This window comes from Mesorhizobium sp. M0491, assembly GCF_040321265.1.
In the GTDB taxonomy this organism is placed as follows: Bacteria; Pseudomonadota; Alphaproteobacteria; order Rhizobiales; family Rhizobiaceae; genus Mesorhizobium.
In genome coordinates this window covers 76,774-100,167 of sequence record NZ_JAMYRE010000012.1, presented here as the reverse complement: position 1 = coordinate 100,167, position 23,394 = coordinate 76,774, and the positions used below count along the sequence as shown (strand labels likewise).

The window sequence follows — 23,394 nt, the reverse complement described above, 5'->3', positions numbered from 1 at the left end:
GTCACACCCAGCCCGCATCGACGATGAACTGCTGGCTCGTGCACATGCGGCTGTCGTCTGCGGCGAGAAACAGCGCCATGCGCGCGATATCGGAGGGTTGCAGCCGGTCGGGCAGGCACTGCCTTTCCGCGATCTGGCGTTCGCCGGCCGAGTTCAGCCACAGCCGCATCTGGCGCTCTGTCATGACCCATCCCGGCACCATGCAGTTGACGCGGATGCGTTCGGGGCCGAGTTCGCGAGCCAGCGCCCGCGTCATGCCGTAGACAGCCGCTTTCGCGGTGACATAGGCTGGGCAATCCGGATCGCCGACCATCCAGGTGATGGAGCCGAAATTGATGATCGAGCCGCCGCCCAGCGCATTCATCTGTGGACGCACCGCCTGCGCCGCGAAGAACTGATGGCGCAAATTGACCGCCATGCGGTCGTCCCAGTAGGCAACCGTCACGTCCTTGGTCTGGTGGCGGTCGTCATTGCCGGCATTGTTGCACAGCGCCTGGATAGGGCCGTTGTGCTGCATCGCCTGAACGGTTGCCGCCTGCAACTCTTCGACGTTGCGCAGGTCGCAGGGAATGAACAGCGGCGCGGCATGTCCCTCGGCCGAGATCGCGTCGACCAGACGCCGGGAAGGCTCCTCGGCCATGTCGACGAAGGCGACGCGGCTGCCTTGCGCGCAGAAATGGCGCACCAGGCTTTCGCCGATGCCACTGCCGCCGCCGGTTATGAAGACGCTGCGGCCCTTGAGGCTTGGATAGATCGCATAGCCGATTTCATCCGTCATCGCGCGCCTCTCTAGTGCGAATGCCGAGGAATGCCGGCATCGCGCCGACCGACGAGAAAGTCGAAATCGCAGCCCTTGTCGGCCTGCAGCACGCGCTCGACATAAAGGCTCTGATAGCCGCCTTCCGGCGGCGCCGGCGGCTTCCAGTCACGCCGGCGGATCGCCAGCTCCTCATCCGACACCAAAAGCTCCAGCCGGCGGCCGGCGACATCGAGCTCGATGAGGTCGCCGTCGCGCACCAGAGCCAGCGCGCCACCTGCGGCTGCTTCCGGCGCCACATGCAGAACCACGGTGCCGTAGGCGGTGCCGCTCATGCGCGCGTCCGAAATGCGCACCATGTCGGAGATGCCTTGCTTCAGCAGTTTCGCCGGCAGCGGCATGTTGCCGACTTCGGCCATTCCGGGATAACCGCGCGGTCCGCAGTTCTTCAGCACCATCACCGAGGAGGCGTCGATGTCCAGCTCCGGATCGTCGATGCGGGCGTAGTAGTGCTCGATGTTCTCGAACACCACCGCCTTGCCGCGATGCTGCATCAGTTCAGGCGTTGCCGCGGACGGTTTGATGACCGCCCCGTCGGGCGCCAGATTGCCGCGCAGGATCGAGATGCCGCCTTCCTTGGTCAGCGGCTGGCTCAGCGGCCGGATCACCTCGCTGTTGTAGTTGGGCGCGCCGTCGATCAGTTCACCGATGGTCTTGGCGCTGACGGTCATGGCGTCGCGATGAAGAAGCCCCACTTCATCAAGCGACGCCATGACCGCAGCTAGCCCCCCGGCGTAGTAGAAATCTTCCATCAGGAACCGGCCCGACGGCATCAAATCGACAATAGTTGGAATGTCCCGGCCAAGGCGGTCCCAGTCATCGAGGCTGAGATCGACACCGATCCGGTTGGCGATGGCGATCAGATGCAGCACCGCATTGGTCGAGCCACCGATCGCGCCGTTGACTCGAATGGCGTTCTCGAATGCTTCCCGGGTGAGGATCTGCGCGATTGTCACGTCCCTGCGGACGAGGTCGACGATCTGGCGTCCGGCCATCTGGGCGAGCACGCCACGGCGCGAATCCACCGCGGGGATCGCGGCGTTGTCCGGCATGCCGATGCCGAGCGCCTCGACCATGCTGGCCATGGTCGAGGCCGTGCCCATTGTCATGCAGCTGCCCGCAGATCGGCTTTGGCCCTGCTCGGCGGCGAGAAAGTCGGCGACCGGCATCCGGCCGGCCTTAACTTCCTCGGCGAATTTCCAGACATGGGTGCCCGAGCCGATATCCTGTCCGCGGAACTTGCCGTTGAGCATCGGCCCGCCGGAAACGGCGATGGTCGGCAGGTTGCACGACGCGGCACCCATCAAGAGTGCCGGCGTGGTCTTGTCGCAGCCGACCAGCAGGATGACGCCATCGATGGGGTTGCCGCGGATGGACTCTTCGACATCCATGCTGACCAGATTGCGAAACAGCATGGCGGTCGGGCGCATGTTGCTCTCGCCGAGCGACATCACCGGGAATTCGAGCGGCAGGCCGCCCGCTTCATAGACGCCGCGTTTGACGTGATCGGCCAGCGCCCGCAGATGGGCATTGCATGGGGTCAGTTCCGACCAGGTGTTGCAGATGCCGATCACCGGGCGGCCATCGAAAGCGTCGGCGGGGATGCCCTGGTTCTTCATCCAACTGCGGTGCATGAAGGCGTTCTTGCCCTCACCGCCGAACCAGGCCTCGGACCGCAGCTTGCGTTTGGTGTCGGTCACGATGTCTGTTCCCGATCCTGGCGGCGCTTGTTGCGGCTTTCGACGCTGCGGCGCACGTCTTCCTCGGCATTGTCGATGAGCACCAGCAGCGCGTTTTGCGCACCAGTGGCGTCGCCGGATGCGATCTTTTCGGCCACTTCCCGATGCAGCGGCAAAGAATGACGCTGCCCGTCCGGATTGTCGTTGGAGAGGCGAAAGCTCATCACCAATGCGGTTTCGACCAGTGCCGCCAGCGAGCCGATCAGCTCATTGCCGGTCATGCGCAGGATGGTCTGATGGAACAAAAGATCGGGCTTGGCGAAGCGGTCGCCGTCGTCAACCACCGCTTCCATTTCGGCCAGCGCGGCATTGATCTCGGCAATCTGCGCCGGCGTGGCGCGTTGCGCGGCAAGTGCGGCCGACATCGGCTCGATGGCTCGGCGCAGCTCGAACAGCGCCCGGACATCGTCGGCGCTGACGCCGCCTGCGTAGCGCCATGACAGGACGTCCGGGTCGAGGAAATTCCAGTCGGCACGGGGACGCACCCTTGTGCCGGTCTTCGGCCGCGATTCGACCAGTCCCTTGCCGGCCAGCACCTTGATCGCCTCGCGCAGCACCGTGCGGCTGACCCCCAGCATCTCGCTGGAATCGTCGGCATTGGGCAGTGCCTCGCCGGGCAGGAAATCGCCTTGCACGATGCGCAATCCGATCTGCTCGACGACAGTCGCATGCAGCGCCGTCGAGCCGCTGGAGACCGCGACCGCAACCCTCGACGTGCGCGCCGTGCTGAAAGATTTCTTATTCTTCATACTATTCATATGATATGTCTTATCGGCATTGCGACTGGAGTCAAGGGAGGGGGAATGCCGGTGACAAAGAATTCCGCTGCCGTTGCCGAGCGGCATCAAGAGCTGGTCTCGATCAGCGATGGCATTGCGACTGTAGAGATTGCCCCGGCCGCCGGCGGCGCGCTGGCGTCGTATCGCTGGCGGCAAAACGGATCCGTCGTGGATTGGCTGCGTCCTGCGGATCAGGCGGCGATCGACAGCCGCGATGCCGGCGCCATGGCCTGCTTCCCGCTGGTTCCCTATTCCAATCGCATAAGGGGCGGGCGCTTCGCATTCGCGGGCCGCACCGTCGAACTGCCGACCAGCCCGGAAGATCCGCATCATGAGCATGGCCATGGCTGGCGTCGGCCATGGACAGTCGTCCGGCACGAAGCCAGCACCACCCTCCTATCTTATCGCCATGCCGCCGATTCCTGGCCGTGGAGCTATGAGGCAAGGCAAGCGATCTCGCTGGCCGATGGCGGGCTGATCATTGCCCTTTCGCTGCGCAATCTCTCGGACATGCCGATGCCGGCAGGCTTCGGCCTCCATCCCTATTTCCCGTCGACACCGTGGACACATGTCCAGGCGCAGGTATCCGGCATGTGGGAGACCGATGCGGAAATCCTGCCCACCCGGCACGTCCTGCCGCCCGCTGGCTCCAATCCTACCACCGGCTTCGACGTGTCGGAGACGGACTTCGACACGGTCTTCACCGGATGGACGCGCCGTGCCCGGATCTCCTGGCCGGAGCGTGGGCGGCAACTGGACATCGAGGCCGAGGCGCCGCTCGATTTCCTCGTCCTCTACACGCCGCCCGGCGAGCCATTCTTTTGCGCCGAGCCGGTCAGCAACATCACCGACGCCTTCAACCGCACGGGTGAAGCAGGCATCGACACCGGTTGCATCGTGCTGGCGCCTGGGCAGATGCGATCCGCAAGCGTTCGCTTCACGCCTTCGCAGGCGGCCTGATCGCCAATCTGAGCCGCATCAACTGCTTTGCTTTGCTGCTTCGCGGATGGTCTGCAGCAGGATGGAGAAGGCCGGCGAGGGCGCCGTGTCGGTGCGCATGGTCAGACCGACCGGTCCCTTGGTTTCCTCGGTGTTGACCGGCAAGGCGACGAAGGCGCCGCTGCCGAGTTCGTTGGCAACGACGCCAGCCGAAATGATCCAGACGGCATTGCTCTGCCGCAGGAAGGCTCGGCCGAAGGAGTCCGAGACGGTTTCGATCTCGGTTGCCGGCGCCGTCATGCCGTTGGTGATGAACAGGCGGTCGACGAAGGGGCGGATGACCGATTCCCGCGTCGGCATCAGCATCGGGAATTCGTCGAGCCGTGCGAACACATCCTGTCCTGGATCGAGCAGCGGATGTCCCGCCCGCACCACGAACAGCACCGGTTCGGAATAGAGGTGCTCGAAGAAGAAGCCGGTCATGTTCTCCGGCGCCGCCAGCCGTCCGACGACGAGATCCAGTGCGCCGGTTCGCAACTGTTCGAGCAGCACCGCATTCTCGCCGGTGACGATCTTGATCGCCGCACCGGCGCTCTCCTTGAGGAACAAGGTCATGGCGAGCGGCATCACCCGCGCCGAGACCGTCGGCAGCGCGCCGATGCGGATCGGGTGCCGGTTGACCGCTCCGTCCTGCCGGACGGAATCGACGCCGCGTCTCAATGCTGTGATCGCAGTACCCGCATGGCCAAGGAAGATTTCGCCCAGCCGTGTCACCTTGATACCGCGGCCATCGCGTTCGACCATAGCGACGCCGAGCGCCTCTTCCAGTTCGCGCAATGTCTTGGTCACAGCCGGCGGACTGACATGCAGCAAGTCGGCCGCTCGTGCCACGCTTCCCTGCCGCGCAACTTCCAGGAATGCCTGCAGGTGACGGAACCGGATGCGGCTATGGGACATGGATTGATAACCCATGAGTTAATGAAACGACGCAAAATATCATTTTACCGAACCAAACGCCTTGTGCAATGTGGAGGCGGAGGACCAAAACCGTGCCATTCGTCACCATCGGCGGCATCACGCTGCACCATCGCCACACCAAGGCGGCCGGCAATGCGCGCCCTATCATATTCATCAATTCACTGGGCACCGACTTCCGGATCTGGGACGAAATTGTCTCGGCGCTCGATGGTGAAATGCCGCTGCTGGTCTATGACAAGCGCGGCCATGGGCTGTCCGATATCGGCGACATCAGGTCGATCGACGATCATGTCGATGATCTTTCGGCGCTCATCGATCATTTCGGCTTGAGCAAGGTCGTGCTGTGCGGCCTGTCGGTCGGCGGCATGATCGCTCAGGGGCTTTATGCCAGGCGCCCCGATATCGTAGAGGCCATGATCCTTTGCGACACGGCACACAAGATCGGCACGACGGACAGCTGGAATACACGCATCGCGACGGTCGAAAGCAAGGGCATCCAAGCGATTGCCGATGGCGTGCTCAAAGTGTGGTTCACCGCCGCCTTCCACGCGGCGCGTGTGGCCGAGCTCGACGGCTATTGGAACATGATGACGAGGCAAGCGCTTGCAGGTTACGTCGGCACTTGCGCGGCCGTTCGCGATGCGGATTTCACCGACAGCGCGCGCCACATCGCGGTGCCGACGCTCTGCGTTGCCGGCGACCAGGATGGCTCGACGCCTCCCGATCTCGTCCGCTCGCTGGCCGAGCTGATCCCCGCCGCGCGCTTCCAGATCATCCGCGACGCCGGACACATTCCTTGCGTCGAACAACCCGAAGCGCTGGTCGCCCTGATCCGCAGTTTTATCGCGTCGCTTGCCCCTGGAGCAGAAACCCATGGATGAAGTCCCCGGCGACGCAGCCAGATATCGCAAGGGGCTCGCGGTGCGGCGCTCGGTACTCGGCGACCGGCATGTCGACCGGGCCGAAATCGCCGCCACCGATTTCGACCAGCCTTTCCAGGAGCTGATCACCGAGGCTGCCTGGGGAACCGTCTGGGCGCGGCCGGGCTTCACCAAGCGTGAGCGTTCGATCGTCACGCTGGCGCTACTGGCCGCACTCGGCCATGATGAGGAGATCGCCATGCATGTGCGCGCCACCGCCAACACCGGTGCTTCGCGCGACGACATCTGCGAGGCGTTCCTGCATGTCGCCATCTATGCCGGCGTGCCGGCAGCCAACCGTGCCTTCAGAATAGCCAAGGACGTGTTTTCGGAAATGGACGGAGCCAGGAATGCCCGCTGAGTCCGGCGCGACGAGGCCCGAGACCGGCGCCTTCTTCCAGCGCGACCGGACCTGGCATCCGCCGGCTCTGACGCCGAACTATAAAACCTCGGTGCTGCGCTCGCCGCAAAAAGCACCGCTCGCCTTCGACAACACGCTGTCGGAGATTGCAGGTCCCGTTTTCGGCCACGCAATATTGGGCGAACTTGACGTCGACCTGATCCACAATTTCGCCAGGCCCGGCGAGAGCGCGCTCGGCGAGCGGATTATCGTCCATGGCCGAGTGCTCGACGAGCGAGGCGTTGGCGTGCCCGGCGCGCTGCTCGAATTCTGGCAGGCCAATGCCGGCGGCCGCTATCGCCACAAGAAGGATGGCTATCTGGCGCCGCTCGACCCGAATTTTGGCGGCTGCGGCCGAGCCCTCACCACCGAGGACGGCGGCTATGCGTTTCGCACCGTCAAGCCTGGACCCTATCCCTGGCCGAATGGGCCGAACGACTGGCGCCCCTCGCACATTCATTTCTCGGTGTTCGGCCACGGCTTTGCCCAGCGGCTGATCACGCAGATGTATTTCGAGGGCGACCCGCTGATCTGGCAGTGCCCGATCGCGCGCGGCATTCCCGACAAGGCAGCCGTTGAGACGCTGATCGCCGCGCTCGACATGCAAGCGACGATCCCCTTCGACGCGCGCGCCTACAAGTTCGACATCGTGCTGCGCGGGCGCCGCGCGTCGCTGTTCGAAAACAGGCTGGAGGGCAATTGATGGCCCAGTCGCTCGACCGGCTCAGGGAAAGCCCTTCGCAGACCGCCGGACCCTACGTCCATATCGGGCTGACACCCAATTTCTGCGGCATCGGCGGCGTCTATCCCAGTGATCTCGGCGCCACCATGGTCAACGACAAGACCAAGGGCGAGCGCATCGGCCTGCGCATCCGGGTGCTCGATGGCACCGGCACGCCGCTCAAGGACGCGCTGATCGAGATCTGGCAAGCGGATGCGGATGGGCTCTACAATTCGCCGGCCGAACTGCGTGGTGCTGCCGATCCGAATTTCTTCGGCTGGGGCCGTTGCCCGACCGATATGGACACCGGCCTCTGCACGTTCGAGACGGTCAAGCCGGGTCGCGTGCCGTTCCGGGACGGCCGCCTGATGGCGCCGCACATCACGCTCTGGATTGTCGCCCGCGGCATCAATCTCGGCCTGCACACAAGGCTGTATTTCTCCGATGAGGAAAAGGCCAATGCCGAAGATCCGATCCTCGCGCGTATCGAGCACCGCGTTCGCGTGCCGACGCTGATCGCCGAGCGCCAAGGCGATATGTATGTCTTCGACGTCCATCTCCAGGGGGAGAAGGAAACGGTCTTCTTCGATAGCTGATGCTCAGGAGGCCTGTGACATGACTGTATCGCCTTTCGACCATCCGCTGCTCTCCGCTCTTCTCGGCGACGAAGAAGCGGCGAGGCATTTTTCCGTTGAGGCGGAAATCGAGGCCATGCTGATCTTTGAACAGGCGCTGTCGCAAGCGGAGGCCGATAACGGGATAATTCCCAAGGATGCCGGGGCAGCGATCGTGGCGGCGCTTGGCACCTTCCGGCCGGACACGGCTCTGCTGCGAGCCGGGGTCGCCAAGGACGGCGTCATGGTGCCGGAGCTGGTGCGCCAGATCAGGGCTGCGGTCGGCGAACCGCATGGCCGGAAAGTGCATTTCGGTGCGACCAGCCAGGATGTGATCGATACCGGCCTGATGCTTCGGCTGAAATCCGTCGTCGAGCATCTCGATCTGCTGTTGACTGAAACCGTCATACGCCTCGCTTCGCTCAAAGAGCGTTTTGGCGGCAGGGCGCTGACCGGGATGACGCGCATGCAGAAGGCGCTTCCGATCAAAGTGGCCGATCGCGTCACGGCGTGGCGGGCGCCGCTGCAACGGCATCAGGAGAGGCTATCCGAGCAGTCCAGGCGTCTGCTGGTGGTGCAATTCGGCGGTGCCGCCGGCACGCTGGAAAAGCTTGATGACAAGGGGCCGGCGGTGCGCGCGGCACTTGCCGCCAGGCTTGGTCTTGGCGACGCACCGCAGTGGCACAGCCAGCGTGACGCGCTCGCCGACTTTGCCGGCCTGATGTCATTGGTATCAGGCAGCCTCGGCAAATTCGGCCAGGACATCGCGCTGCTGGCGCAAGATGGAACCGAGATCGAGCTTTCCGGTGGCGGCGGCTCGTCGGCCATGCCGCACAAGAAGAACCCGGTGAAGGCCGAAGCGCTGGTGGCGCTTGCCCGCTTCAACGCCACGCAGCTTGCCGGCATGCATCAGGCGCTCGTGCATGAGCAGGAGCGGTCGGGCGCTGCCTGGACGCTGGAGTGGCTGCTGCTGCCGCAAATGGCCGTCGCCACAGCCGCGTCGCTGCGCCTTGCCGCCGAACTGGCCGCACAGGTCGAAAGTCTCGGCCGCTGATGCGCACACAAATCGTCATCGTTGGGTCCGGACCGTCCGGCCTGCTGCTTGGGCAGCTTCTGGCCGGCATCGGCGTCGAGACGGTCGTCCTGGAACGTGCGAGCCGCGAGCACGTGCTTGGCCGCGTGCGGGCAGGGGTGCTCGAACAGGGCACCGTCGAATTGCTGGAACAGGCCGGCGCGGCGGCAAGGCTGCATGCCGAAGGGCTGCCGCATACTGGCATCTCGCTCGCCTTCGACGGACGCTTGCATCGCATCGACCTCGAGGCGCTGACCGACGGCAGGCATGTCACCGTCTATGGCCAGACCGAGGTGACGCACGATTTGATGGACAAGCGCGACGCGGCAGGGCTGACCACGATCTACGAGGCGGCAGATGTCGCTCTGCACGATTTCGACGGCACCGCGCCTTTCGCCACCTATGACAAGGACGGCGTCACGCATCGCATCGACTGCGACTTCGTTGCCGGCTGCGACGGCTATCATGGCGTCAGCCGCAAATCGGTGCCCGAGCGTGCGCTAAAAATCTTCGAGCGGCGGTATCCGTTCGGCTGGCTCGGCGTGCTGGCCGAGGTGCCGCCAGCCGACCGCGAACTGGTCTACGCCAATCACGAGCGGGGTTTTGCGCTGTGCTCGATGCGCTCGACGCATCGCAGCCGCTACTATGTGCAGTGCCCGCAGGACGATCGCGTGGAGGCGTGGTCGGATGAGCGCTTCTGGGACGAGTTGCGCCGCCGCTTGCCGGAGCAGACGGCGGCAAATGTCGTCACTGGACCGTCCTTCGAGAAATCGATCGCGCCGCTGCGCTCCTTCGTTGCCGAGCCGCTGCGCTTCGGCCGGCTCTTCCTGGTCGGTGATGCCGCCCACATCGTGCCGCCGACCGGCGCCAAGGGCCTCAACCTCGCCGCCAGCGACGTGCGCTATCTCTTTGCCGGCCTGCACGATTTCTATCGCGACAAGTCAACGGCCGGCATCGACGCCTATTCAGGCAAGGCTCTGGCACGGGTCTGGAAAGCGGTGCGTTTCTCCTGGTGGATGACGACGATGCTGCACCGCTTTCCAGACACCGGCGAGTTCGGCCAGCGCATCCAGGAGGCCGAACTCGACTACCTCGTGCAGTCACGTGCCGCATCGACCGCGCTCGCCGAGAACTATGTCGGCCTGCCGTACTGAGGGCCGCGGATCATCCGGCGCCTTGCTGCCTGGCAAAGTCCGACAGCATCGGGCGCTGCCCTTTGAGGATCTTCACCTCGGCCTCGGCCAAGGTGAACCAGCCCGCTCTGTCCACCTCCGGGAACTCCTTCAGGAATCCCGACCTTGGCGGCCATTCCATGGTAAAAATGTTGCTCGTGATGGCGGCGACATCAATGTCGGCGGTCGCCTCGACAGACCAGGCCATGACGATCTTTCCGCCTGGTTGCCTGTAGTCGCCGAGACGCGTGAAGGACCCATCGACCCTGATGCCGAGCTCTTCCTCGGTCTCGCGCTGCGCTGCCGCCAACTCGTCCTCGTTCTCGCCGATGAGGCCCTTCGGTATCGACCACGCACCGTCGTCCTTCTTCGCCCAGAAGGGGCCGCCCGGGTGAACCAGCAACACCCTGAGATCGCCGTCGCTGCGGCGATAGATCAGCAATCCCGCACTGCATTTTGCCATTTTTGTACGTCCGTTGCGAAGCCGGCAGCCTGCCGATGGTCCTTGAATCGTTGACGCGAACCTTGCACCAGGGGATTGCGACGCTATGTCAGGCACGTCTGCATTGCACCTCACCCGCGAGTCCGGCAATCTGATACCATCGCTTATTTGGCGGCTCGAAGGCTAGGTGACGATGCAACTCGGTCTTATTGGCTACTATAGCGACTTCGTCGTGTATCCGCTGGTAATCGCCGTGCTGGCAGTGGCCGGGCTGCTCGAGGCCGGCGAAGAGAGTGCACCAGGCTGGATCGGCACGGTCCTCGCCTGTCTAGGCCTCTGGACGCTGATCGAGTATGTGCTGCACAGGTTCGTTCTTCACCATATTCCCTACATCAAGGACCTGCATGATCGTCACCATGTCGAGGAGCGCAGTTCGGTGGGCACCCCGACCTGGCTCAGCCTCGGGGTGCATGCGCTGATCGCGTTTGTGCCCGTTTGGGTGGTCTCGGACTTCGCAACCGCGAGCGCGGTAAGCTGCGGGCTGATGCTGGGGTACCTCTGGTACATCAGCATCCACCACATGATCCATCACTGGCACCCCGCCCATCCGAGCTATCTCTACACGCTCAAGCGCCGACACGCCGTGCATCATCATGTCGACGAAAACGCCAATTTCGGCGTGACGTCGATATTCTGGGATCGGGTTTTCGGGACGGCGCGGCTCTAGTCCGAGGCCAGGCCAACCCCAACCGTTCAACGCCTCTTCCCGCGACCGCCGGGAGACTTGGCTCCGCGGGGGCCGCTCTGAACCGGCGTGTTGTTCTGGTTCTCGTCGGACAGTTTTCGCCAGCGGGCAAGGCGCTCCGGATCGAGCGTCCCGGCCTTTAAGGCAGCCTGCACAGCGCAGCCCGGCTCATGCACATGCGTGCAGTCGCGGAACTTGCAGAGCGGCGCGAGCTCGGTGATTTCGGCAAACAGCGTGTCGATGCCGGAGGCGACGTCGCTGACCTGCAAAGTCCGCATGCCCGGCGTATCGATCACCCAGCCGCCGCCGGCAATGGCGTGCAGCGATCGCGACGTGGTGGTGTGGCGTCCCTTGGAATCGTGCTCGCGAATGCCTCCGGTCTGTTGCGGCGATTGCTGCGCCGATCCGGCCAGCGTGTTGACCAGCGTCGATTTGCCGACGCCGGAGGAGCCGATCAGCGCCACCGTCTGGCCGACACCGCACCAGGCAGCCAGGACGGTTGCCGCATCCGATGTGCGGGGGTTCAGCATCACGACCGGCAATCCACGCTGCAGCGCGGCAGCCTGCCTTTCATAGCTCCCGGCGTCTTCAGCGGTATCGGCCTTGGTCAGCAGGATCACCGGCGTCGTTCCGGCCTCGTTGGCCAGCGCCAGGTAGCGCTCGAGGCGGGCGGGGTTGAAGTCGGCATTGCACGAAGTGACGATGAACAGCGTGTCGATATTGGCCGCGGCAAGCTGCGGCACCCTGCCGCCCTGGGTGCGGCGTTCCAACACCGTCTTGCGGGACAGGCGGCGCTGGACAAGGTGTTCATGCCCATCGACCAGCACCCAGTCGCCGACCGCATAGTCACCGGTGTTCGCCTGCGCCGGCAGCGTCAGATCGACCGGCCCTGCCTGGGACAGGCCGGTCAGGCGATCCCGGTGGACGGTGGCGATCCGCGTCGGGACAAGATCGGCGTCGCCGGGTTCGAGCTGGTCGCCAAAAAAATCCGTCCAGCCCAGGCCGGCAAGCGATGGCATGGAGTGGTCCGTCACGGCTTTGACCACGGCGTCGCGGACATCGGACAGTATCCCTGGCAGGTGGCGAACGGGCGAGGCGATTGCCCAAGCCGTGTATGGGCGGCATGGCGACATTTGGCAAGCAGGCCCGTAGCCGAGAGCGAGCGGCAAGCTTCTGCAGCCTATCCCTCGATCGTCGAACTGACGATCAAGTCGACGAAACAGCGCTGTCCGAAAGCGTTTGGCGGGAAAACGGCGGCGAGCCACGTCAGCTTTAAACGTTAACAAATAATTTGACGCATGCAATTTTTTTGCGCTCTATTGGTAACCGTGAAAATTGACTGAATAAGTTGTGTCGAGCATTGTCGCATCCGGTCAACGGCCGCATGACTGGTGGCGGGGCCGATCATGGCAGGGGATCAGGAATATATCGATGGCGGAGAAGACACACCGCACGATGGACGACTTCGCCCAGGCATGCGGCGTGTCCCGGCCGACGCTGTCCAAATATTTCGACGATCCGGCGAGCGTGAAGCCGGCGACGCGGGCGCGCATCGAAGCCGCCCTGCGCTCCTCGGACTATCAGCCCAACCTTTTCGCCCGCAATCTCAACCGCAAGCGCACCCGTAACATCGGCATCGTCGTGCCGACGATCACCGATCCGTTCTACGCCGAGATGGTCAGCCGCATCGAATTTCGCTGCCGCGACGAAGGCTACTGGCCGATCGTCATCTCCTCGCATGGTTCGCCGAAGCTGGAGGCGGAGTCGGTCAGGACGCTGCTGTCCCTGAAGGTCGCCGGCGCGATCATCGCCCCACTGGGTCTGGCTTCCGACCGCGGCGTCTTCGACAAGCTCGGGCAGGACATTCCGATTGTCTATTTCGACACCTATATCGAGGGCGATACGCCGTTCGTCGGCAACGACAACCGGCAGAGCGTCTCGACCATCGTCGACTATCTCTGCCGTTCGGGTGAGCCGCCGGTCTATCTCGACATCCCACACGTCAACCACAACTCCGGCGAACGCCAGGAAAGCTACATCGTCGCGATGGAGACCGCCGGGTTCAAGCCGGTCGTCATCGAAGGCACCCGCGATTACACCTGGGATTTCGAACGCATCGGCTACGAGCAGACGGAAAAAATACTGGAGGCCGGCACCTTGCCCGGCCGCACCATCCTGTGCGCCAATGATCGTCTCGCCTTTGGTGTGATGGCGGCCGCGTTCTCGCGCGGCCTGAAGGTCGGCCGCAGGCCCGATTGCGATCTGCGCGTTGCTGCGCATGACGATCATCCGCTGAGCCGCTACACCTGCCCGGCGCTGACCACCATGGCGCAGGATTTCGCCGCTATGGCCGGGCGCAGCGTCGAGATCCTGCTGGCCTTGCTGGACGAGGCCGATCCCCCGAAGCAGGGCATGGCGCGCACCGTCAAGCTCGGCGCCACCCTGGTGATGCGTCAGTCGGCCTGAACGACCGGCATCAGCTTTTCTCGAACTGGCGCCAGGCGGCCACCGCCTCGGCCACCGCTTGCCGGGCAGCGGGGATATGGCGTCCCATCGAGACGAAGCCGTGGATCTGCCCCGGCCATTGCCGCAGGATGAGCGGAACGCCCGCGGCTTGCAGGCGCGCCGCATAGGCTGCCCCTTCGTCGGCGAGGATGTCGCAGCCGGCAAGCGCCACAAAAGCCGGCGCCGCGCCGGCGAGGGCAGGCGCCAGCAAGGGCGAGACGCGCCAGTCCGTGATATCGTCGGGCGTTCGCAAATAATGGTCGCGGAACCAGGCCATGGTGGTTGCGGTGAGCCCGAAGCCGTCGCCGAAACGCCGGTAGCTGTCGGATGTCTGCCGCGCGTCGGTGTTGGGGTAGATCAGGATCTGCGCGGCAAGGGCTGGCGCCAGCCCATCGCGGGCGAGCAGCGCCAGCACGGCCGCGAGGTTGCCGCCGGCACTGTCGCCGGCCACACCGATGCGTCTGATGTCGATGCCGAGATCGGCGGCGTTCTCGGCCAGGAAACGAAGAGTTGCCAGACAATCCTCGAGCCCGGCGGGAAATTTATGGTCCGGCGCCAGGCGATAGTCAGGACAGACAATGACGGCGTTGCCGAGATGGGCCATCAGGCGACAGATCTCGTCATGCGAATCGAGGTTGCCGATGACCCAGCCGCCGCCATGCAAATAGAGCAGCGCCGGCGCCCCGCTTTGCGGTGCGCCGATGCCGCGATGGATGCGGAGCGCAATAGGCCCATTCGGCCCGTCGATCTGCCGTTCTTGGGTCGCAGCGACCGGCTCGTGCTCACCCTGTAGCGCCGGGAACGAGGCGTTGTAGGCAGTTCGCGCTGCCGCCACGCTGCCGGTCTCGAATGGCTCGCCGCCGGCTGCACGACCAATTTCGAGGACGCGCAGCGCATCCGGATCGAGCGTCATGATCATACCCTCAGGCCAGCAGGCTGCTCGCCTCTTCCTCGGTCAGCAGAGCCGGCTGCACGACATCGCCCGCGATGGCGACCGAGCCCTGTGTTTCACCGGAGCGCAGGATAGCCTCCATGACCTCCAGTACATGCAGCGCAAGGCTGCCGGAGGCCCGTGGGGTGTTGCCGGTTTGAAGCGAGCGCACCAGATCGGCGACGCCGAGCATGCGGTAATTGGCGCGATCGGGTGCCGCGTAAGGCCAGTTGCGGGCGCCGTAGAGCTCGCCCTCGCTGGCGAAATCCTGCCAGTCGGTGCCGCGTTCCGACAGCGACACCGTGCCGCCGAACGTGTCGGGGTCGGGCAGGCGCAGCGAGCCCTCCGTGCCGTGCAGTTCGATCGGATGGTTGGAGTGGCGAAAGACGTCCCACGAGGCGCCGAAGGTGACGGTCGCGCCGGAGCGGAACTCGAGCAGCGACAGCACATTGGTCGGCGTGCCGACCTTGAATGTGGTGTTCTTGAATGGCCCTTCGGCGGTGATCAGCCTTTCTTCCTGGCCGCGTGTCGCCATTGCCATGACGCGCTCGACCGGGCCGAGCAGATTGACCAGCATGGTCAGATAGTACGGACCCATGTCGAACACCGGGCCACCGCCTGGCTGGTAGTAGAATTGCGGGTTGGGGTGCCAGTGCTCCATGCCGCGGCCCATCATGAAGGCGGTGCCGGTGACCGGACGGCCAATGGCGCCCTGGTCCATCAACCGGCGCGCACGGCGCCCGGCAGCACCGAGGAACGTGTCGGGCGCCGAGCCGAGCAGCAGGCCGCGCGACCGCGCCTCATTGACCAGGCGCTGTCCATCGGCGGCCGAGGTGGCGAGCGGCTTTTCGGTGAAGACGTGCTTGCCGGCCGAAAGCGCGGCAAACGAAATATCGAAATGCGCCGCCGGAATGGTCAGGTTGAGGACAAGATCGATCTCGGGGTCGGCCAGCAGTGCATCGACGCCGAGTGCCCGTATGCCATATTCCTTCGCCCGCACTGCCGCCATGTCGGCGGAAATATCGGCGCAGGCGCGCAATTCGATGCCGCCGAAGAGGGCGGCATTGCGCAGATAGGTCATCGAGATATTGCCGCATCCGATGACGCCGATCCCGAGTTTCGTCATTGGTATCCCGTGCATTTTCGATCGTACCTCCCGATGCGCCATGCTCCGCCGGATTCGCCCAGCCGGCAACGGATCGCTTTCGCAAAGGGCTATACAACATTTTAAATATTGACGCGCGTAAAATTTTTATCCAACATGCGAAAATGCTGGCGCGATATCGGAGGCTGCCAGCCCTGGGAGGGAGAAAATGACCGACATGAAAAAACGGCCGACCGCCGATGCGAATCCCGTGGGTCATGCGCGCATTGGGTATTTCCGTCGTGGCCAGGGACCGCGATGGAGTCAGGCATAGATCACCTTGGCCCCGGTCCTATCAAGCTGGCTGCGTATCGCGCCGGACAGGCCATCGTCCGTGATCACGACATCGACGCTCGACAGCGAAAAGGCCTTTGAGGTCCCGCTGACGCCCCATTTGCTCGAATCCGCAAGGAGGACAACGCGCCGGGCCATGCGCACGAGGTTTCGCTTCGTTCGCGCCATGTCTTCGTTCACGTCGACCACATCCAGTGACGAGTCAATCGCATGCGCTCCAACAAAGACCTGATGCGCTACCAAGCCGCCGAGAGCCGTGTCGGCATCGGTGATCAGTGTGCTCACCGTGTCTGGATAGACCCGGCCGCCGATCATGTGAACGTCGAGCCCGGGCCGATGCATCAGATGCTGCACGATATTCATCGCCGTGGCCGCGACCACGACATTGCTGAGCGGCGGTAACAGCATGGCAACCTGCATCAATGTCGAGCCGCCGTCGAAGATGACCGATTGGTTGTCCTCGAACAGTTCTACCGCTGCCCGGGCGATGCGTTTCTTTGCATCGAGGTTCGTTTGCATCCGCCGGGCGAACGCGGCCGTGGTCGAATCCGTGGTCCGGGTCACTGCGCCTCCACGGGTCTTGGTCAGCAGTCCCTTACGGTCCAGTATCTCGAGGTCGGAGCGCACCGTGACTTCCGACACGCCAAAATCGTCTGACAGGTCCTTGATGCGAACCTGTCCGCTGCGTTGCACTTCACCCAGGATCGACTGGCGTCTCTGCTCTGACAACATGCCCTGTCCTTGCCTCCATGCGCCAAGCGATCGCCCTGGCTTCGGTTCACTCTACCAAAAATATGCGAATTCGAAAGCTTTCGAAAGATTGCATTTGTCTTTTCTTTCGCAAACACTGGGTCCAGGATTTTGAAATCAATCGATTGGAGAGTTTTGGACTCATGAGCCTCGGAACCAAGGTGCGCCTGGCGCGCCTCTTCTCACATCCGTCGGGGAATCTTTTTGGCGGCGCGGTCGACCACTTTGTCGGCTATGGCGACGTGCGCAAAGGAGGTCTTGCCGACCTGCCGGGCGCGCTTGCACGCGTCATGGTAGGCAAACCCGACTACGTCAGCATCCAGCCTGGCACTGCGCGCCATCTGTGGCCGCAATACGCGGGCAAGGCTTGCCTGGTGATCCAGGCCGGCTGCTTCACCCCGGACGATCGCATCAGTGAACTAATTGGAACGCCCGAGGATGCGGTGCGCGCTGGCGCCGATGCGTTGGCCGTGGCCATTCCGGTGCGCGGCGCGACCGAGGGCAAATACATACGCTGGCTGACCGATTCGGTGAATGCGGCGGCCCGTTACGGCATGCCGGTGGTGGCGCATATCTACCCTCGCGATTTCACCGACGGGGCAAAAATCGTCTTCACCCCCGACGAGATCGCCTATGCGGCACGCATCGGCTACGAGTCCGGCGTCGACGTGATCAAGATCGGTTACACGGGCGATTTCGAGTCGTTTCGAGAGACCGTTCGGACCTGCCCGGTGCCGGTTGTGATCGCCGGCGGTCCGAAGACCGACACGCTGCTCGGCGCCCTTCAGCAGACGGCGGACGCCATCCGTGCCGGCGCGCGCGGTGCCGTGGTGGGCCGCAATCTCTGGGGGCACGGCGATCCGGAAAAGGCAGCGATCGCCTTTCGAGGCGTCATCCATGACGGCCTTTCGGCGCAAGACGCCTTGGCGAAGGCGGGTGCCTGAACGATGCCCACCGTCCCTTCAATCCTCGGCTTCGGAGCTATTGCGATCGACGACATCGTCTATGTCGATCAGCCGTTGTCGGCGGGCAAGGGGAAGGTTCTGCAAAGTGCCCGAGCTTTCGGAGGAAATGTCGCGACGGCACTTGCCGCCGTCGCGCGGCTCGGCGGAAGCGCCGGGTTCGTCGGATGGCTGGGCAATGCCGCCGACGACGCCGTGTTGTGCGATCTCGTTGCGAGCGGCGTTGAAACCGCGTTCGCGCCGCGCCACCCGCACGCGCGCCCGGTGCGCTCGCGGATCACCGTCGGTTCGGATGGCGAGCGATTCATCGCGTATGACGACGAAGCGATGCTGGGCACCGCGCCGGACTTTCCGGACGAGGTTCTCAGCCGCGCGACAGTCCTGATCGTCGACAGTTACGGGATCGGGTCGCTGGATGTCGTGGCCCGGGCTCGCGATCTCGGCCTTGCGATCCTCGGTGATGTCGAATGGAGCCACGGCCCGGCCACCGAGAGACTGATCGGGCTCTGCGACCATCTCATTCTTCCGCTCGGCTTTGCGCGGACCGCCACCGGCCGCCGGTCGCCGGCCGAGATACTCGACGCATTGTGGTTGCCGTCGCGGTCCGCCGTGGTTCTGACGGATGGCGGCAGGGGCGTCTTCTATCGCGGACGCGACCAGACAGGGCTCTGGCACCTGCCTCCGCACCGGGTTGCCGTCGTCGACTCGACCGGCGCCGGTGACTGCTTTCATGGCGCCTATGCCTTTGCATTAACGCGCGGGGCCGACACCGCAGGCCGGGTCGCATTCGCGGCTGCGGCGGCGGCCCTTTCGATAACGGGGCGGGGCGGACGCGAGGCGCTTCCGACCAACGACCAGGTCATGGAACTTCTGGCATCGACGAAAGCGCCGTCGGCAGTCGAACTGAAATATGCGCGGCTCGATACCGGAACTTAGTCCGAACTATCCGAGGAATATTTCGCAGGTGAACATAAGCCGAGGACAATCATAAAAATCAGTGGCTTAGACTTGTGGAGGGAGGAATATGGCAGAAGTCGTTCTTGAGAATATCTGCAAGACATACGGGAACAATTTTCACGCAATCGACCAATTGAACCTGTCGGTCAAGGACGGCGAGTTTTTGATTCTCGTCGGGCCGTCCGGCTGTGGCAAATCCACCGCGCTGCGGATGATCGCGGGATTGGAGGACGTCACCAGCGGCAGCCTTCGGATCGGCGGAGTCGACGTTGTCGACATGCCGCCCAAGGACCGCGACATCGCGATGGTCTTCCAGAGCTACGCCCTCTACCCGCATATGACGGTGTTCGAAAACATCGGCTTTTCGATGCGGCTGGCGGGCAAGCCGAAGGCCGAGCGCAAAAAGCGCGTGGACGAGATCGCCAAAACCCTTCAACTGACGTCTCTGCTGGACAGCAAGCCCGCGAACCTTTCAGGCGGACAGCGTCAAAGGGTTGCCATGGGCCGCGCCATGGTGCGCGAGCCGGCAGCCTTTCTCATGGACGAACCCCTTTCCAATCTGGACGCGAAACTGCGCGTTCAAATGCGCGCCGAAATCACCAGTTTGCAAAAGCAGCTCGGCGTAACGACCATATATGTGACCCACGACCAAACCGAAGCCATGACGATGGGCGACCGGGTCGCGGTGTTGAAAGGCGGCGTGCTGCAGCAGGTCGACACACCCAAGAGGCTCTATGAATCGCCGGTGAACGCCTTCGTTGCCGGCTTCATCGGGTCTCCTTCAATGAACCTTTTCGAGGCGACCCTGACGGGCGACGAACTGATGTCCGGCGCCTTAGCCATCCGGCTGCAGGATGCAGCCTTCGTCCGCAGGCCGGACTTGAGGTCGTATGCGGGGCGCAAGGTCGTGTTCGGGATACGACCGGAGGATCTCTATGACAGCAGCCTCGAATCCGGCCGCAAGTATCAGACGATACCGGCAAAGGTGACCTCGATCGAAGAACTTGGATCCGAACAAATCGTCCATCTCGACATCGACGCGGTCCGGGTGGACTCCGGCGACCCCGACGCGGTGCAGGATTTCGGCCTGGCGTCGAATGCGGTGGCGAAATTCGAACCGGTCAGCACAGTCCGCTCCGGCTCGGAAATCAGGTTGGCCCTGGATGATACCAAGCTCCATTTCTTCGATCCCGAGACGCATCTGGCAATCTGAATATCAGCGATAAGACCCGCGGGTGAGGGTGAGGCACCTGCATAAGAAGACTTGTGAATAACCAGACGATCGGCCGCATTGTGCGGTCGAATATAAAGAAGGAGGAGAAGATGACGTTTCGTATAAAACCCGCGATGCTGAAAATAGCCGCAGCCGCATGGTTGCTTGGCGCAACCGGCGCCATGGCGGATACGACGCTGGAATTCACCCAATGGTGGGAGCCCGAATTGCCGGCTGGCTCGCTCAGGGCAATCATGGATGACTTCGAGGCCGCAAATCCAGGAATCAAAGTGACGCTGGTCAGCGGCCCCTACGCGACCACGCGCGACCAGATCTCGGTTGGTGCTGCAACCGGAACGCTCAGCGACGTCGTCGGTCTCGACGGTGCCTGGGTGAACAATCTGAATGCGCAGAGCGCACTCGCCGACATGAATCCGATGATGGATGCGAGCGGTTTCGACAAGAGCCAGGTCGCGGACATCGTCAAGGTGGACGGCAAGGCGGTGATGTTTCCCGTGGCTTCTTTCGTCTATCCGGTCTTCGTGAATTTGGACCTCGCCGCCCAGGCAGGCGTGACCAAGCTGCCGTCGACCCGTGCGGAGTTTCTCGAAGCCGCCAAGAAGATGACGATCGCCGACAAGAACCAGTATGGCTGGGTGCTGCCCCTCTCGCTGCAAACGCCATCCGGCGTCCAGAACGACATGATGTCGTGGGTTTGGGCTTCGGGTCAGTCGATGATGGCGGACGGCAAGCCGGACCTTGAGGGCAAACCGGTGGTGGATATGCTCACCTTCGTCAAATCTCTCAACGACGCCGGAACCATCTCGCCCGGCATCGCCACCAAGACCGAGCAGGAAAAGGTCGAGGAGTTCGTCAACAACCGCGTCGGGATGATGATCGACTCGCTCGCGCATGTGAACCTCATCCGTAAGCGCAATCCCAAGCTGAACTTCGACCTCATCCCGGTCCCGGTCGTGGAAAACTATACCGGCAAGCGCGGCCTTCCCTATGCCTCCTGGGGCATCGGCATCTCTGCTGCCTCGAAACATCAGGAAGAGGCCTGGAAACTCGTCCAATATGTGATGAGTGAAAAGGTGAACGCCAAGCTCGTATCGCTTGCAAACGCCTTCCCGGGCAACGTCAACGCCCAGCCCGATTTCGTGACCTCGGACAAGGCTTTCGGCAAGGCTTTTGAAATCTTCAAGACCGGTTATCTCGCCAATGAGTTCACGGGCCTGCCGGTGGCAGAAGACCTGATGACCCAGTTCGACGTGCAAGCTCAAAAGATGCTCGCCGGCGAGCAATCTCCGGAACAAGCCGCAGCCGCCGCTCAGAAGGGCTGGATGGCGAAATTCTGATCGGCCTGTTCCCGTTTGCTATCTTTGACCGGGTGGCCTGACTTCGGGCAGGCCACCCGGCAACAACGGATCGGCAATTTGAGTGGACCTGTTTTTGAAGCTTACCTTCTCTTGAAGGCGTATCCCAAGGTTGGCACATGACCCGGCAAAAGCGCTCCCACCATAAGCTTAAACGAGCGGTCGCACCCTACCTCTATCTGTCGCCCTCGCTGCTCATAATCGGGCTTCTGATGCTGCTGCCGATGGTGACGGTGATTGGCTACTCGTTCCAGAACAGCGCGGTGCTGCGTCGTGACCCATCCTTTGCCGGACTGAAACACTACCAGGCGATCTTCGACGACCCCGTGTTCTGGGCTTCGCTGTGGCACACGCTCTACTTCACATGCATGAGTGTCATTTTCCACATGACCATTGGCATGGCCTTCGCGCTCATGCTGAACAGCGACCGCATCAATCCGACGCTGCGCAATATTCTGCGCGTGCTCTACATATTGCCCTGGCTGTTCACCGCGGTGATTATCGCCGTGATCTGGCGCCTGCTGCTTGAGCCGAACGGTGTCGTGAACAGCATACTCATGCAAATCGGCATCATCGGTTCCAAGGTCGAATGGTTTTCCTCGCCTGAGACCGCGCTGCACGCCGTCACCTTCGCCAATATCTGGGCGGGCTATCCGCTCTTCATGGTCAGCCTGCTCGCGGGTTTGCAGGGCATTCCCAAGGATTTCTACGAGGCCGCCGATATCGACGGGGCGAAAGCCTACCAGAAGCTGATCTTCATCACCATTCCGCAGCTGATGCCGATCATCATCAGCATCTCGCTGCTTGACTTCATCTGGACCATGCAGGTCTTCCCATTAATCTGGATAACGACGGGCGGTGGCCCGATCTACTCGACCGAGGTCCTCAGCACCTACACGTACAAGCTGGCGTTTTCGAGCTACAACCTGTCGCAGGCTTCGGCGAGCGCTGTGGTCATCTTGTTGATCTCTCTCGGCCTGACGCTGTTCTATATTCGCTATCAAAAGGCTCGGTAGTCATCATGAGGAAAAGGCATACGCCGAAAGACAGGCTGATCACCGTCGCGCTCCATGTAGCGCTTGCAGCGGGGCTCTTTTTCGCGGCATTTCCGATCTACTGGATGCTGAGCAGCTCGTTCAAATCGAATACCGAAATCTTTGCCCTGCCACCAACCATCCTGCCAAAGGCGTTTACGCTGGAAGCGTATGCAGCCATCCTTGGCGACCCGGTAAAGCTGCGCTTCTTCTTCAACAGCTATTTCGTGGCGGGAGCGGTGACTGTGCTGACGGTGCTGATCGCCCTGCTGGCGGCCTACGGGTTCAGCCGCTTCAACTTCCGCGGCAAGGGCAGCCTCAACACAATCATCATCAGCACGCAGACGATTCCGCCGATCACACTTTTGATCCCCTTCTTCGGGCTCGTCGTCTCATACGGCATCTTCGACACCTATGTCGCACTGATCCTGACTTATCTGGTGTTTACGCTGCCCTACGCGATCCTGCTAATGACGGGGTATCTGAACACCTTGCCCCGCGATCTCGATGAAGCTGTAGCCGTCGATGGCGGCACCAGTTGGACAGCGCTTTGGCGGGTGATAGTCCCGATTTCACTGCCTGGCATCGTGGCGACGTCAGTCTACACCTTCCTGTTGTGCTGGAACGAATTTCTCTTTGCGCTGACACTGACGAAGTCAACGTCCATGCGCACCGTCCCGATCGGCATCCAGCTGTTGATGGGGCAGCACGCCTTCGAATGGAACCAGATGATGGCAATGAGTGTGCTCGGCTCGCTACCGCTCTTGCTCATCTACCTCGTTGCCCAGAGGTACTTCCTCGCCGGCATGACCGCGGGCTCGGTCAAGTAGGACGTCCATCCGACGGCGACGCAGGGTGGCATCAAGCAATAGGCGATACCAAGGAATGAA

General features: G+C 62.8%; 24 protein-coding genes. 15 read left to right on the top strand and 9 right to left on the bottom strand.

Features of this window, described 5'->3' with window-relative positions; translation table 11 throughout:
* Position 1: 1 nt before the first annotated feature.
* From NKI69_RS17310 to NKI69_RS17300, 3 genes are read right to left on the bottom strand one after another with little or no spacing between them, the layout of a single operon-like run.
* Positions 2-778, bottom strand: coding sequence for an SDR family NAD(P)-dependent oxidoreductase (locus NKI69_RS17310; RefSeq protein ID WP_128302381.1), 777 nt, complete (start codon positions 776-778; stop codon positions 2-4).
* Between the two features lie 11 nt (positions 779-789).
* Positions 790-2,517 carry an IlvD/Edd family dehydratase gene (locus tag NKI69_RS17305; protein WP_352722161.1) on the bottom strand — a complete coding sequence of 576 codons (1,728 nt, stop codon included), beginning with the start codon at positions 2,515-2,517 and terminating at the stop codon, positions 790-792.
* Positions 2,514-3,305 (bottom strand): FadR/GntR family transcriptional regulator, encoded by a 792-nt coding sequence (locus tag NKI69_RS17300; protein ID WP_031212276.1) that lies wholly within the window; start codon positions 3,303-3,305, stop codon positions 2,514-2,516. Before NKI69_RS17300 ends, NKI69_RS17305 begins: the two co-directional genes overlap by 4 nt.
* Positions 3,306-3,365: 60 nt before the next feature.
* On the opposite strand from NKI69_RS17300, the gene NKI69_RS17295 reads away from it, so the two are divergent.
* Positions 3,366-4,295: an aldose 1-epimerase gene (locus NKI69_RS17295; RefSeq protein WP_352722159.1), complete on the top strand. Its 930-nt coding sequence runs from the start codon at positions 3,366-3,368 to the stop codon at positions 4,293-4,295.
* 18 nt (positions 4,296-4,313) lie between these two features.
* Here NKI69_RS17295 and pcaQ read toward each other — a convergent pair whose 3' ends face one another.
* On the bottom strand, positions 4,314-5,231 hold the full coding sequence (gene pcaQ, locus NKI69_RS17290; RefSeq protein ID WP_352722157.1) for a pca operon transcription factor PcaQ: 918 nt from the start codon (positions 5,229-5,231) through the stop codon (positions 4,314-4,316).
* Between the two features lie 92 nt (positions 5,232-5,323).
* Here pcaQ and pcaD point away from each other — a divergent pair, with 92 nt between their 5' ends.
* From pcaD to pobA, 6 genes are read left to right on the top strand one after another with little or no spacing between them, the layout of a single operon-like run.
* Positions 5,324-6,133 carry a 3-oxoadipate enol-lactonase gene (pcaD, locus tag NKI69_RS17285; RefSeq protein WP_352722154.1) on the top strand — a complete coding sequence of 270 codons (810 nt, stop codon included), beginning with the start codon at positions 5,324-5,326 and terminating at the stop codon, positions 6,131-6,133.
* A complete protein-coding gene (pcaC, locus tag NKI69_RS17280; protein ID WP_352722152.1) occupies positions 6,126-6,533 on the top strand; it encodes a 4-carboxymuconolactone decarboxylase in 408 nt (135 codons plus the stop codon). The genes pcaD and pcaC overlap by 8 nt, the downstream gene beginning before the upstream one ends.
* A complete protein-coding gene (gene pcaH, locus NKI69_RS17275; RefSeq protein WP_352722150.1) occupies positions 6,523-7,275 on the top strand; it encodes a protocatechuate 3,4-dioxygenase subunit beta in 753 nt (250 codons plus the stop codon). Before pcaC ends, pcaH begins: the two co-directional genes overlap by 11 nt.
* Complete coding sequence (gene pcaG / locus NKI69_RS17270; protein WP_128302388.1) at positions 7,275-7,889, top strand: protocatechuate 3,4-dioxygenase subunit alpha; 615 nt, start codon at positions 7,275-7,277, stop codon at positions 7,887-7,889. Before pcaH ends, pcaG begins: the two co-directional genes overlap by 1 nt.
* Before the next feature lie 19 nt (positions 7,890-7,908).
* Entirely contained in the window at positions 7,909-8,961 is a 1,053-nt protein-coding gene (locus NKI69_RS17265) for a 3-carboxy-cis,cis-muconate cycloisomerase (protein WP_352722147.1), read from the top strand.
* The gene (gene pobA / locus NKI69_RS17260; protein WP_352722146.1) at positions 8,961-10,133 is read left to right on the top strand and encodes a 4-hydroxybenzoate 3-monooxygenase; all 1,173 of its coding nucleotides are present in this window, start codon (positions 8,961-8,963) and stop codon (positions 10,131-10,133) included. The genes NKI69_RS17265 and pobA overlap by 1 nt, the downstream gene beginning before the upstream one ends.
* Before the next feature lie 10 nt (positions 10,134-10,143).
* On the opposite strand, the gene NKI69_RS17255 is transcribed toward pobA, so the two are convergent.
* Entirely contained in the window at positions 10,144-10,614 is a 471-nt protein-coding gene (locus tag NKI69_RS17255; protein WP_352722143.1) for an NUDIX hydrolase, read from the bottom strand.
* Between the two features lie 172 nt (positions 10,615-10,786).
* On the opposite strand from NKI69_RS17255, the gene NKI69_RS17250 reads away from it, so the two are divergent.
* Positions 10,787-11,320: a sterol desaturase family protein gene (locus NKI69_RS17250; RefSeq protein ID WP_023808800.1), complete on the top strand. Its 534-nt coding sequence runs from the start codon at positions 10,787-10,789 to the stop codon at positions 11,318-11,320.
* 26 nt (positions 11,321-11,346) lie between these two features.
* Here the strand turns inward: NKI69_RS17250 and rsgA are convergent, their stop codons facing one another.
* On the bottom strand, positions 11,347-12,357 hold the full coding sequence (gene rsgA, locus NKI69_RS17245) for a ribosome small subunit-dependent GTPase A (protein WP_352722141.1): 1,011 nt from the start codon (positions 12,355-12,357) through the stop codon (positions 11,347-11,349).
* A gap of 412 nt (positions 12,358-12,769) precedes the next feature.
* Here rsgA and NKI69_RS17240 point away from each other — a divergent pair, with 412 nt between their 5' ends.
* Complete coding sequence (locus tag NKI69_RS17240) at positions 12,770-13,804, top strand: LacI family DNA-binding transcriptional regulator (RefSeq protein ID WP_127291142.1); 1,035 nt, start codon at positions 12,770-12,772, stop codon at positions 13,802-13,804.
* Positions 13,805-13,814: 10 nt separating this feature from the next.
* On the opposite strand, the gene NKI69_RS17235 is transcribed toward NKI69_RS17240, so the two are convergent.
* From NKI69_RS17235 to NKI69_RS17225, 3 genes are all read right to left on the bottom strand, one after another.
* Positions 13,815-14,756: an alpha/beta hydrolase gene (locus NKI69_RS17235; protein WP_352722138.1), complete on the bottom strand. Its 942-nt coding sequence runs from the start codon at positions 14,754-14,756 to the stop codon at positions 13,815-13,817.
* A 10-nt stretch (positions 14,757-14,766) separates the two neighbouring features.
* Positions 14,767-15,915 (bottom strand): Gfo/Idh/MocA family protein, encoded by a 1,149-nt coding sequence (locus tag NKI69_RS17230; protein WP_352674015.1) that lies wholly within the window; start codon positions 15,913-15,915, stop codon positions 14,767-14,769.
* Positions 15,916-16,182: 267 nt separating this feature from the next.
* Positions 16,183-16,944: a DeoR/GlpR family DNA-binding transcription regulator gene (locus NKI69_RS17225; RefSeq protein ID WP_023808795.1), complete on the bottom strand. Its 762-nt coding sequence runs from the start codon at positions 16,942-16,944 to the stop codon at positions 16,183-16,185.
* 161 nt (positions 16,945-17,105) lie between these two features.
* Between NKI69_RS17225 and NKI69_RS17220 the strand changes: the two genes are divergently transcribed.
* The 6 genes from NKI69_RS17220 to NKI69_RS17195 all read left to right on the top strand — a co-directional run bounded on the left by NKI69_RS17220 (position 17,106) and on the right by NKI69_RS17195 (position 23,334).
* Positions 17,106-17,906: a beta/alpha barrel domain-containing protein gene (locus NKI69_RS17220; RefSeq protein WP_023808794.1), complete on the top strand. Its 801-nt coding sequence runs from the start codon at positions 17,106-17,108 to the stop codon at positions 17,904-17,906.
* A 3-nt stretch (positions 17,907-17,909) separates the two neighbouring features.
* Complete coding sequence (locus NKI69_RS17215) at positions 17,910-18,860, top strand: PfkB family carbohydrate kinase (protein WP_023808793.1); 951 nt, start codon at positions 17,910-17,912, stop codon at positions 18,858-18,860.
* An 88-nt stretch (positions 18,861-18,948) separates the two neighbouring features.
* On the top strand, positions 18,949-20,094 hold the full coding sequence (locus NKI69_RS17210; protein ID WP_023808792.1) for an ABC transporter ATP-binding protein: 1,146 nt from the start codon (positions 18,949-18,951) through the stop codon (positions 20,092-20,094).
* A 110-nt stretch (positions 20,095-20,204) separates the two neighbouring features.
* Entirely contained in the window at positions 20,205-21,452 is a 1,248-nt protein-coding gene (locus NKI69_RS17205; protein WP_352440061.1) for an ABC transporter substrate-binding protein, read from the top strand.
* Between the two features lie 137 nt (positions 21,453-21,589).
* Positions 21,590-22,486: a carbohydrate ABC transporter permease gene (locus tag NKI69_RS17200; RefSeq protein WP_023808791.1), complete on the top strand. Its 897-nt coding sequence runs from the start codon at positions 21,590-21,592 to the stop codon at positions 22,484-22,486.
* Positions 22,487-22,491: 5 nt separating this feature from the next.
* Entirely contained in the window at positions 22,492-23,334 is an 843-nt protein-coding gene (locus tag NKI69_RS17195) for a carbohydrate ABC transporter permease (protein ID WP_023808790.1), read from the top strand.
* The last annotated feature ends 60 nt before the right edge of the window (positions 23,335-23,394 follow it).

Excerpts from the sequence above, each read along its gene's own strand:
- NKI69_RS17205 (WP_352440061.1), top strand. The coding sequence starts at position 20,205 with ATGACGTTTCGTATAAAACCCGCGATGCTGAAAATAGCCGCAGCCGCA.
- NKI69_RS17200 (WP_023808791.1), top strand. The coding sequence starts at position 21,590 with ATGACCCGGCAAAAGCGCTCCCACCATAAGCTTAAACGAGCGGTCGCA.
- NKI69_RS17215 (WP_023808793.1), top strand. The coding sequence starts at position 17,910 with ATGCCCACCGTCCCTTCAATCCTCGGCTTCGGAGCTATTGCGATCGAC.
- NKI69_RS17265 (WP_352722147.1), top strand. The coding sequence starts at position 7,909 with ATGACTGTATCGCCTTTCGACCATCCGCTGCTCTCCGCTCTTCTCGGC.
- pcaG (WP_128302388.1), top strand. The coding sequence starts at position 7,275 with ATGGCCCAGTCGCTCGACCGGCTCAGGGAAAGCCCTTCGCAGACCGCC.
- NKI69_RS17250 (WP_023808800.1), top strand. The coding sequence starts at position 10,787 with ATGCAACTCGGTCTTATTGGCTACTATAGCGACTTCGTCGTGTATCCG.
- NKI69_RS17230 (WP_352674015.1), bottom strand. The coding sequence starts at position 15,915 with ATGCACGGGATACCAATGACGAAACTCGGGATCGGCGTCATCGGATGC.
- NKI69_RS17210 (WP_023808792.1), top strand. The coding sequence starts at position 18,949 with ATGGCAGAAGTCGTTCTTGAGAATATCTGCAAGACATACGGGAACAAT.
- NKI69_RS17300 (WP_031212276.1), bottom strand. The coding sequence starts at position 3,305 with ATGAAGAATAAGAAATCTTTCAGCACGGCGCGCACGTCGAGGGTTGCG.
- NKI69_RS17225 (WP_023808795.1), bottom strand. The coding sequence starts at position 16,944 with ATGTTGTCAGAGCAGAGACGCCAGTCGATCCTGGGTGAAGTGCAACGC.
- rsgA (WP_352722141.1), bottom strand. The coding sequence starts at position 12,357 with ATGCCATCGCTTGCCGGCCTGGGCTGGACGGATTTTTTTGGCGACCAG.
- pobA (WP_352722146.1), top strand. The coding sequence starts at position 8,961 with ATGCGCACACAAATCGTCATCGTTGGGTCCGGACCGTCCGGCCTGCTG.
- pcaQ (WP_352722157.1), bottom strand. The coding sequence starts at position 5,231 with ATGTCCCATAGCCGCATCCGGTTCCGTCACCTGCAGGCATTCCTGGAA.
- NKI69_RS17255 (WP_352722143.1), bottom strand. The coding sequence starts at position 10,614 with ATGGCAAAATGCAGTGCGGGATTGCTGATCTATCGCCGCAGCGACGGC.
- NKI69_RS17240 (WP_127291142.1), top strand. The coding sequence starts at position 12,770 with ATGGCGGAGAAGACACACCGCACGATGGACGACTTCGCCCAGGCATGC.
- pcaC (WP_352722152.1), top strand. The coding sequence starts at position 6,126 with ATGGATGAAGTCCCCGGCGACGCAGCCAGATATCGCAAGGGGCTCGCG.
- NKI69_RS17310 (WP_128302381.1), bottom strand. The coding sequence starts at position 778 with ATGACGGATGAAATCGGCTATGCGATCTATCCAAGCCTCAAGGGCCGC.
- NKI69_RS17195 (WP_023808790.1), top strand. The coding sequence starts at position 22,492 with ATGAGGAAAAGGCATACGCCGAAAGACAGGCTGATCACCGTCGCGCTC.
- NKI69_RS17220 (WP_023808794.1), top strand. The coding sequence starts at position 17,106 with ATGAGCCTCGGAACCAAGGTGCGCCTGGCGCGCCTCTTCTCACATCCG.
- pcaH (WP_352722150.1), top strand. The coding sequence starts at position 6,523 with ATGCCCGCTGAGTCCGGCGCGACGAGGCCCGAGACCGGCGCCTTCTTC.
- NKI69_RS17235 (WP_352722138.1), bottom strand. The coding sequence starts at position 14,756 with ATGACGCTCGATCCGGATGCGCTGCGCGTCCTCGAAATTGGTCGTGCA.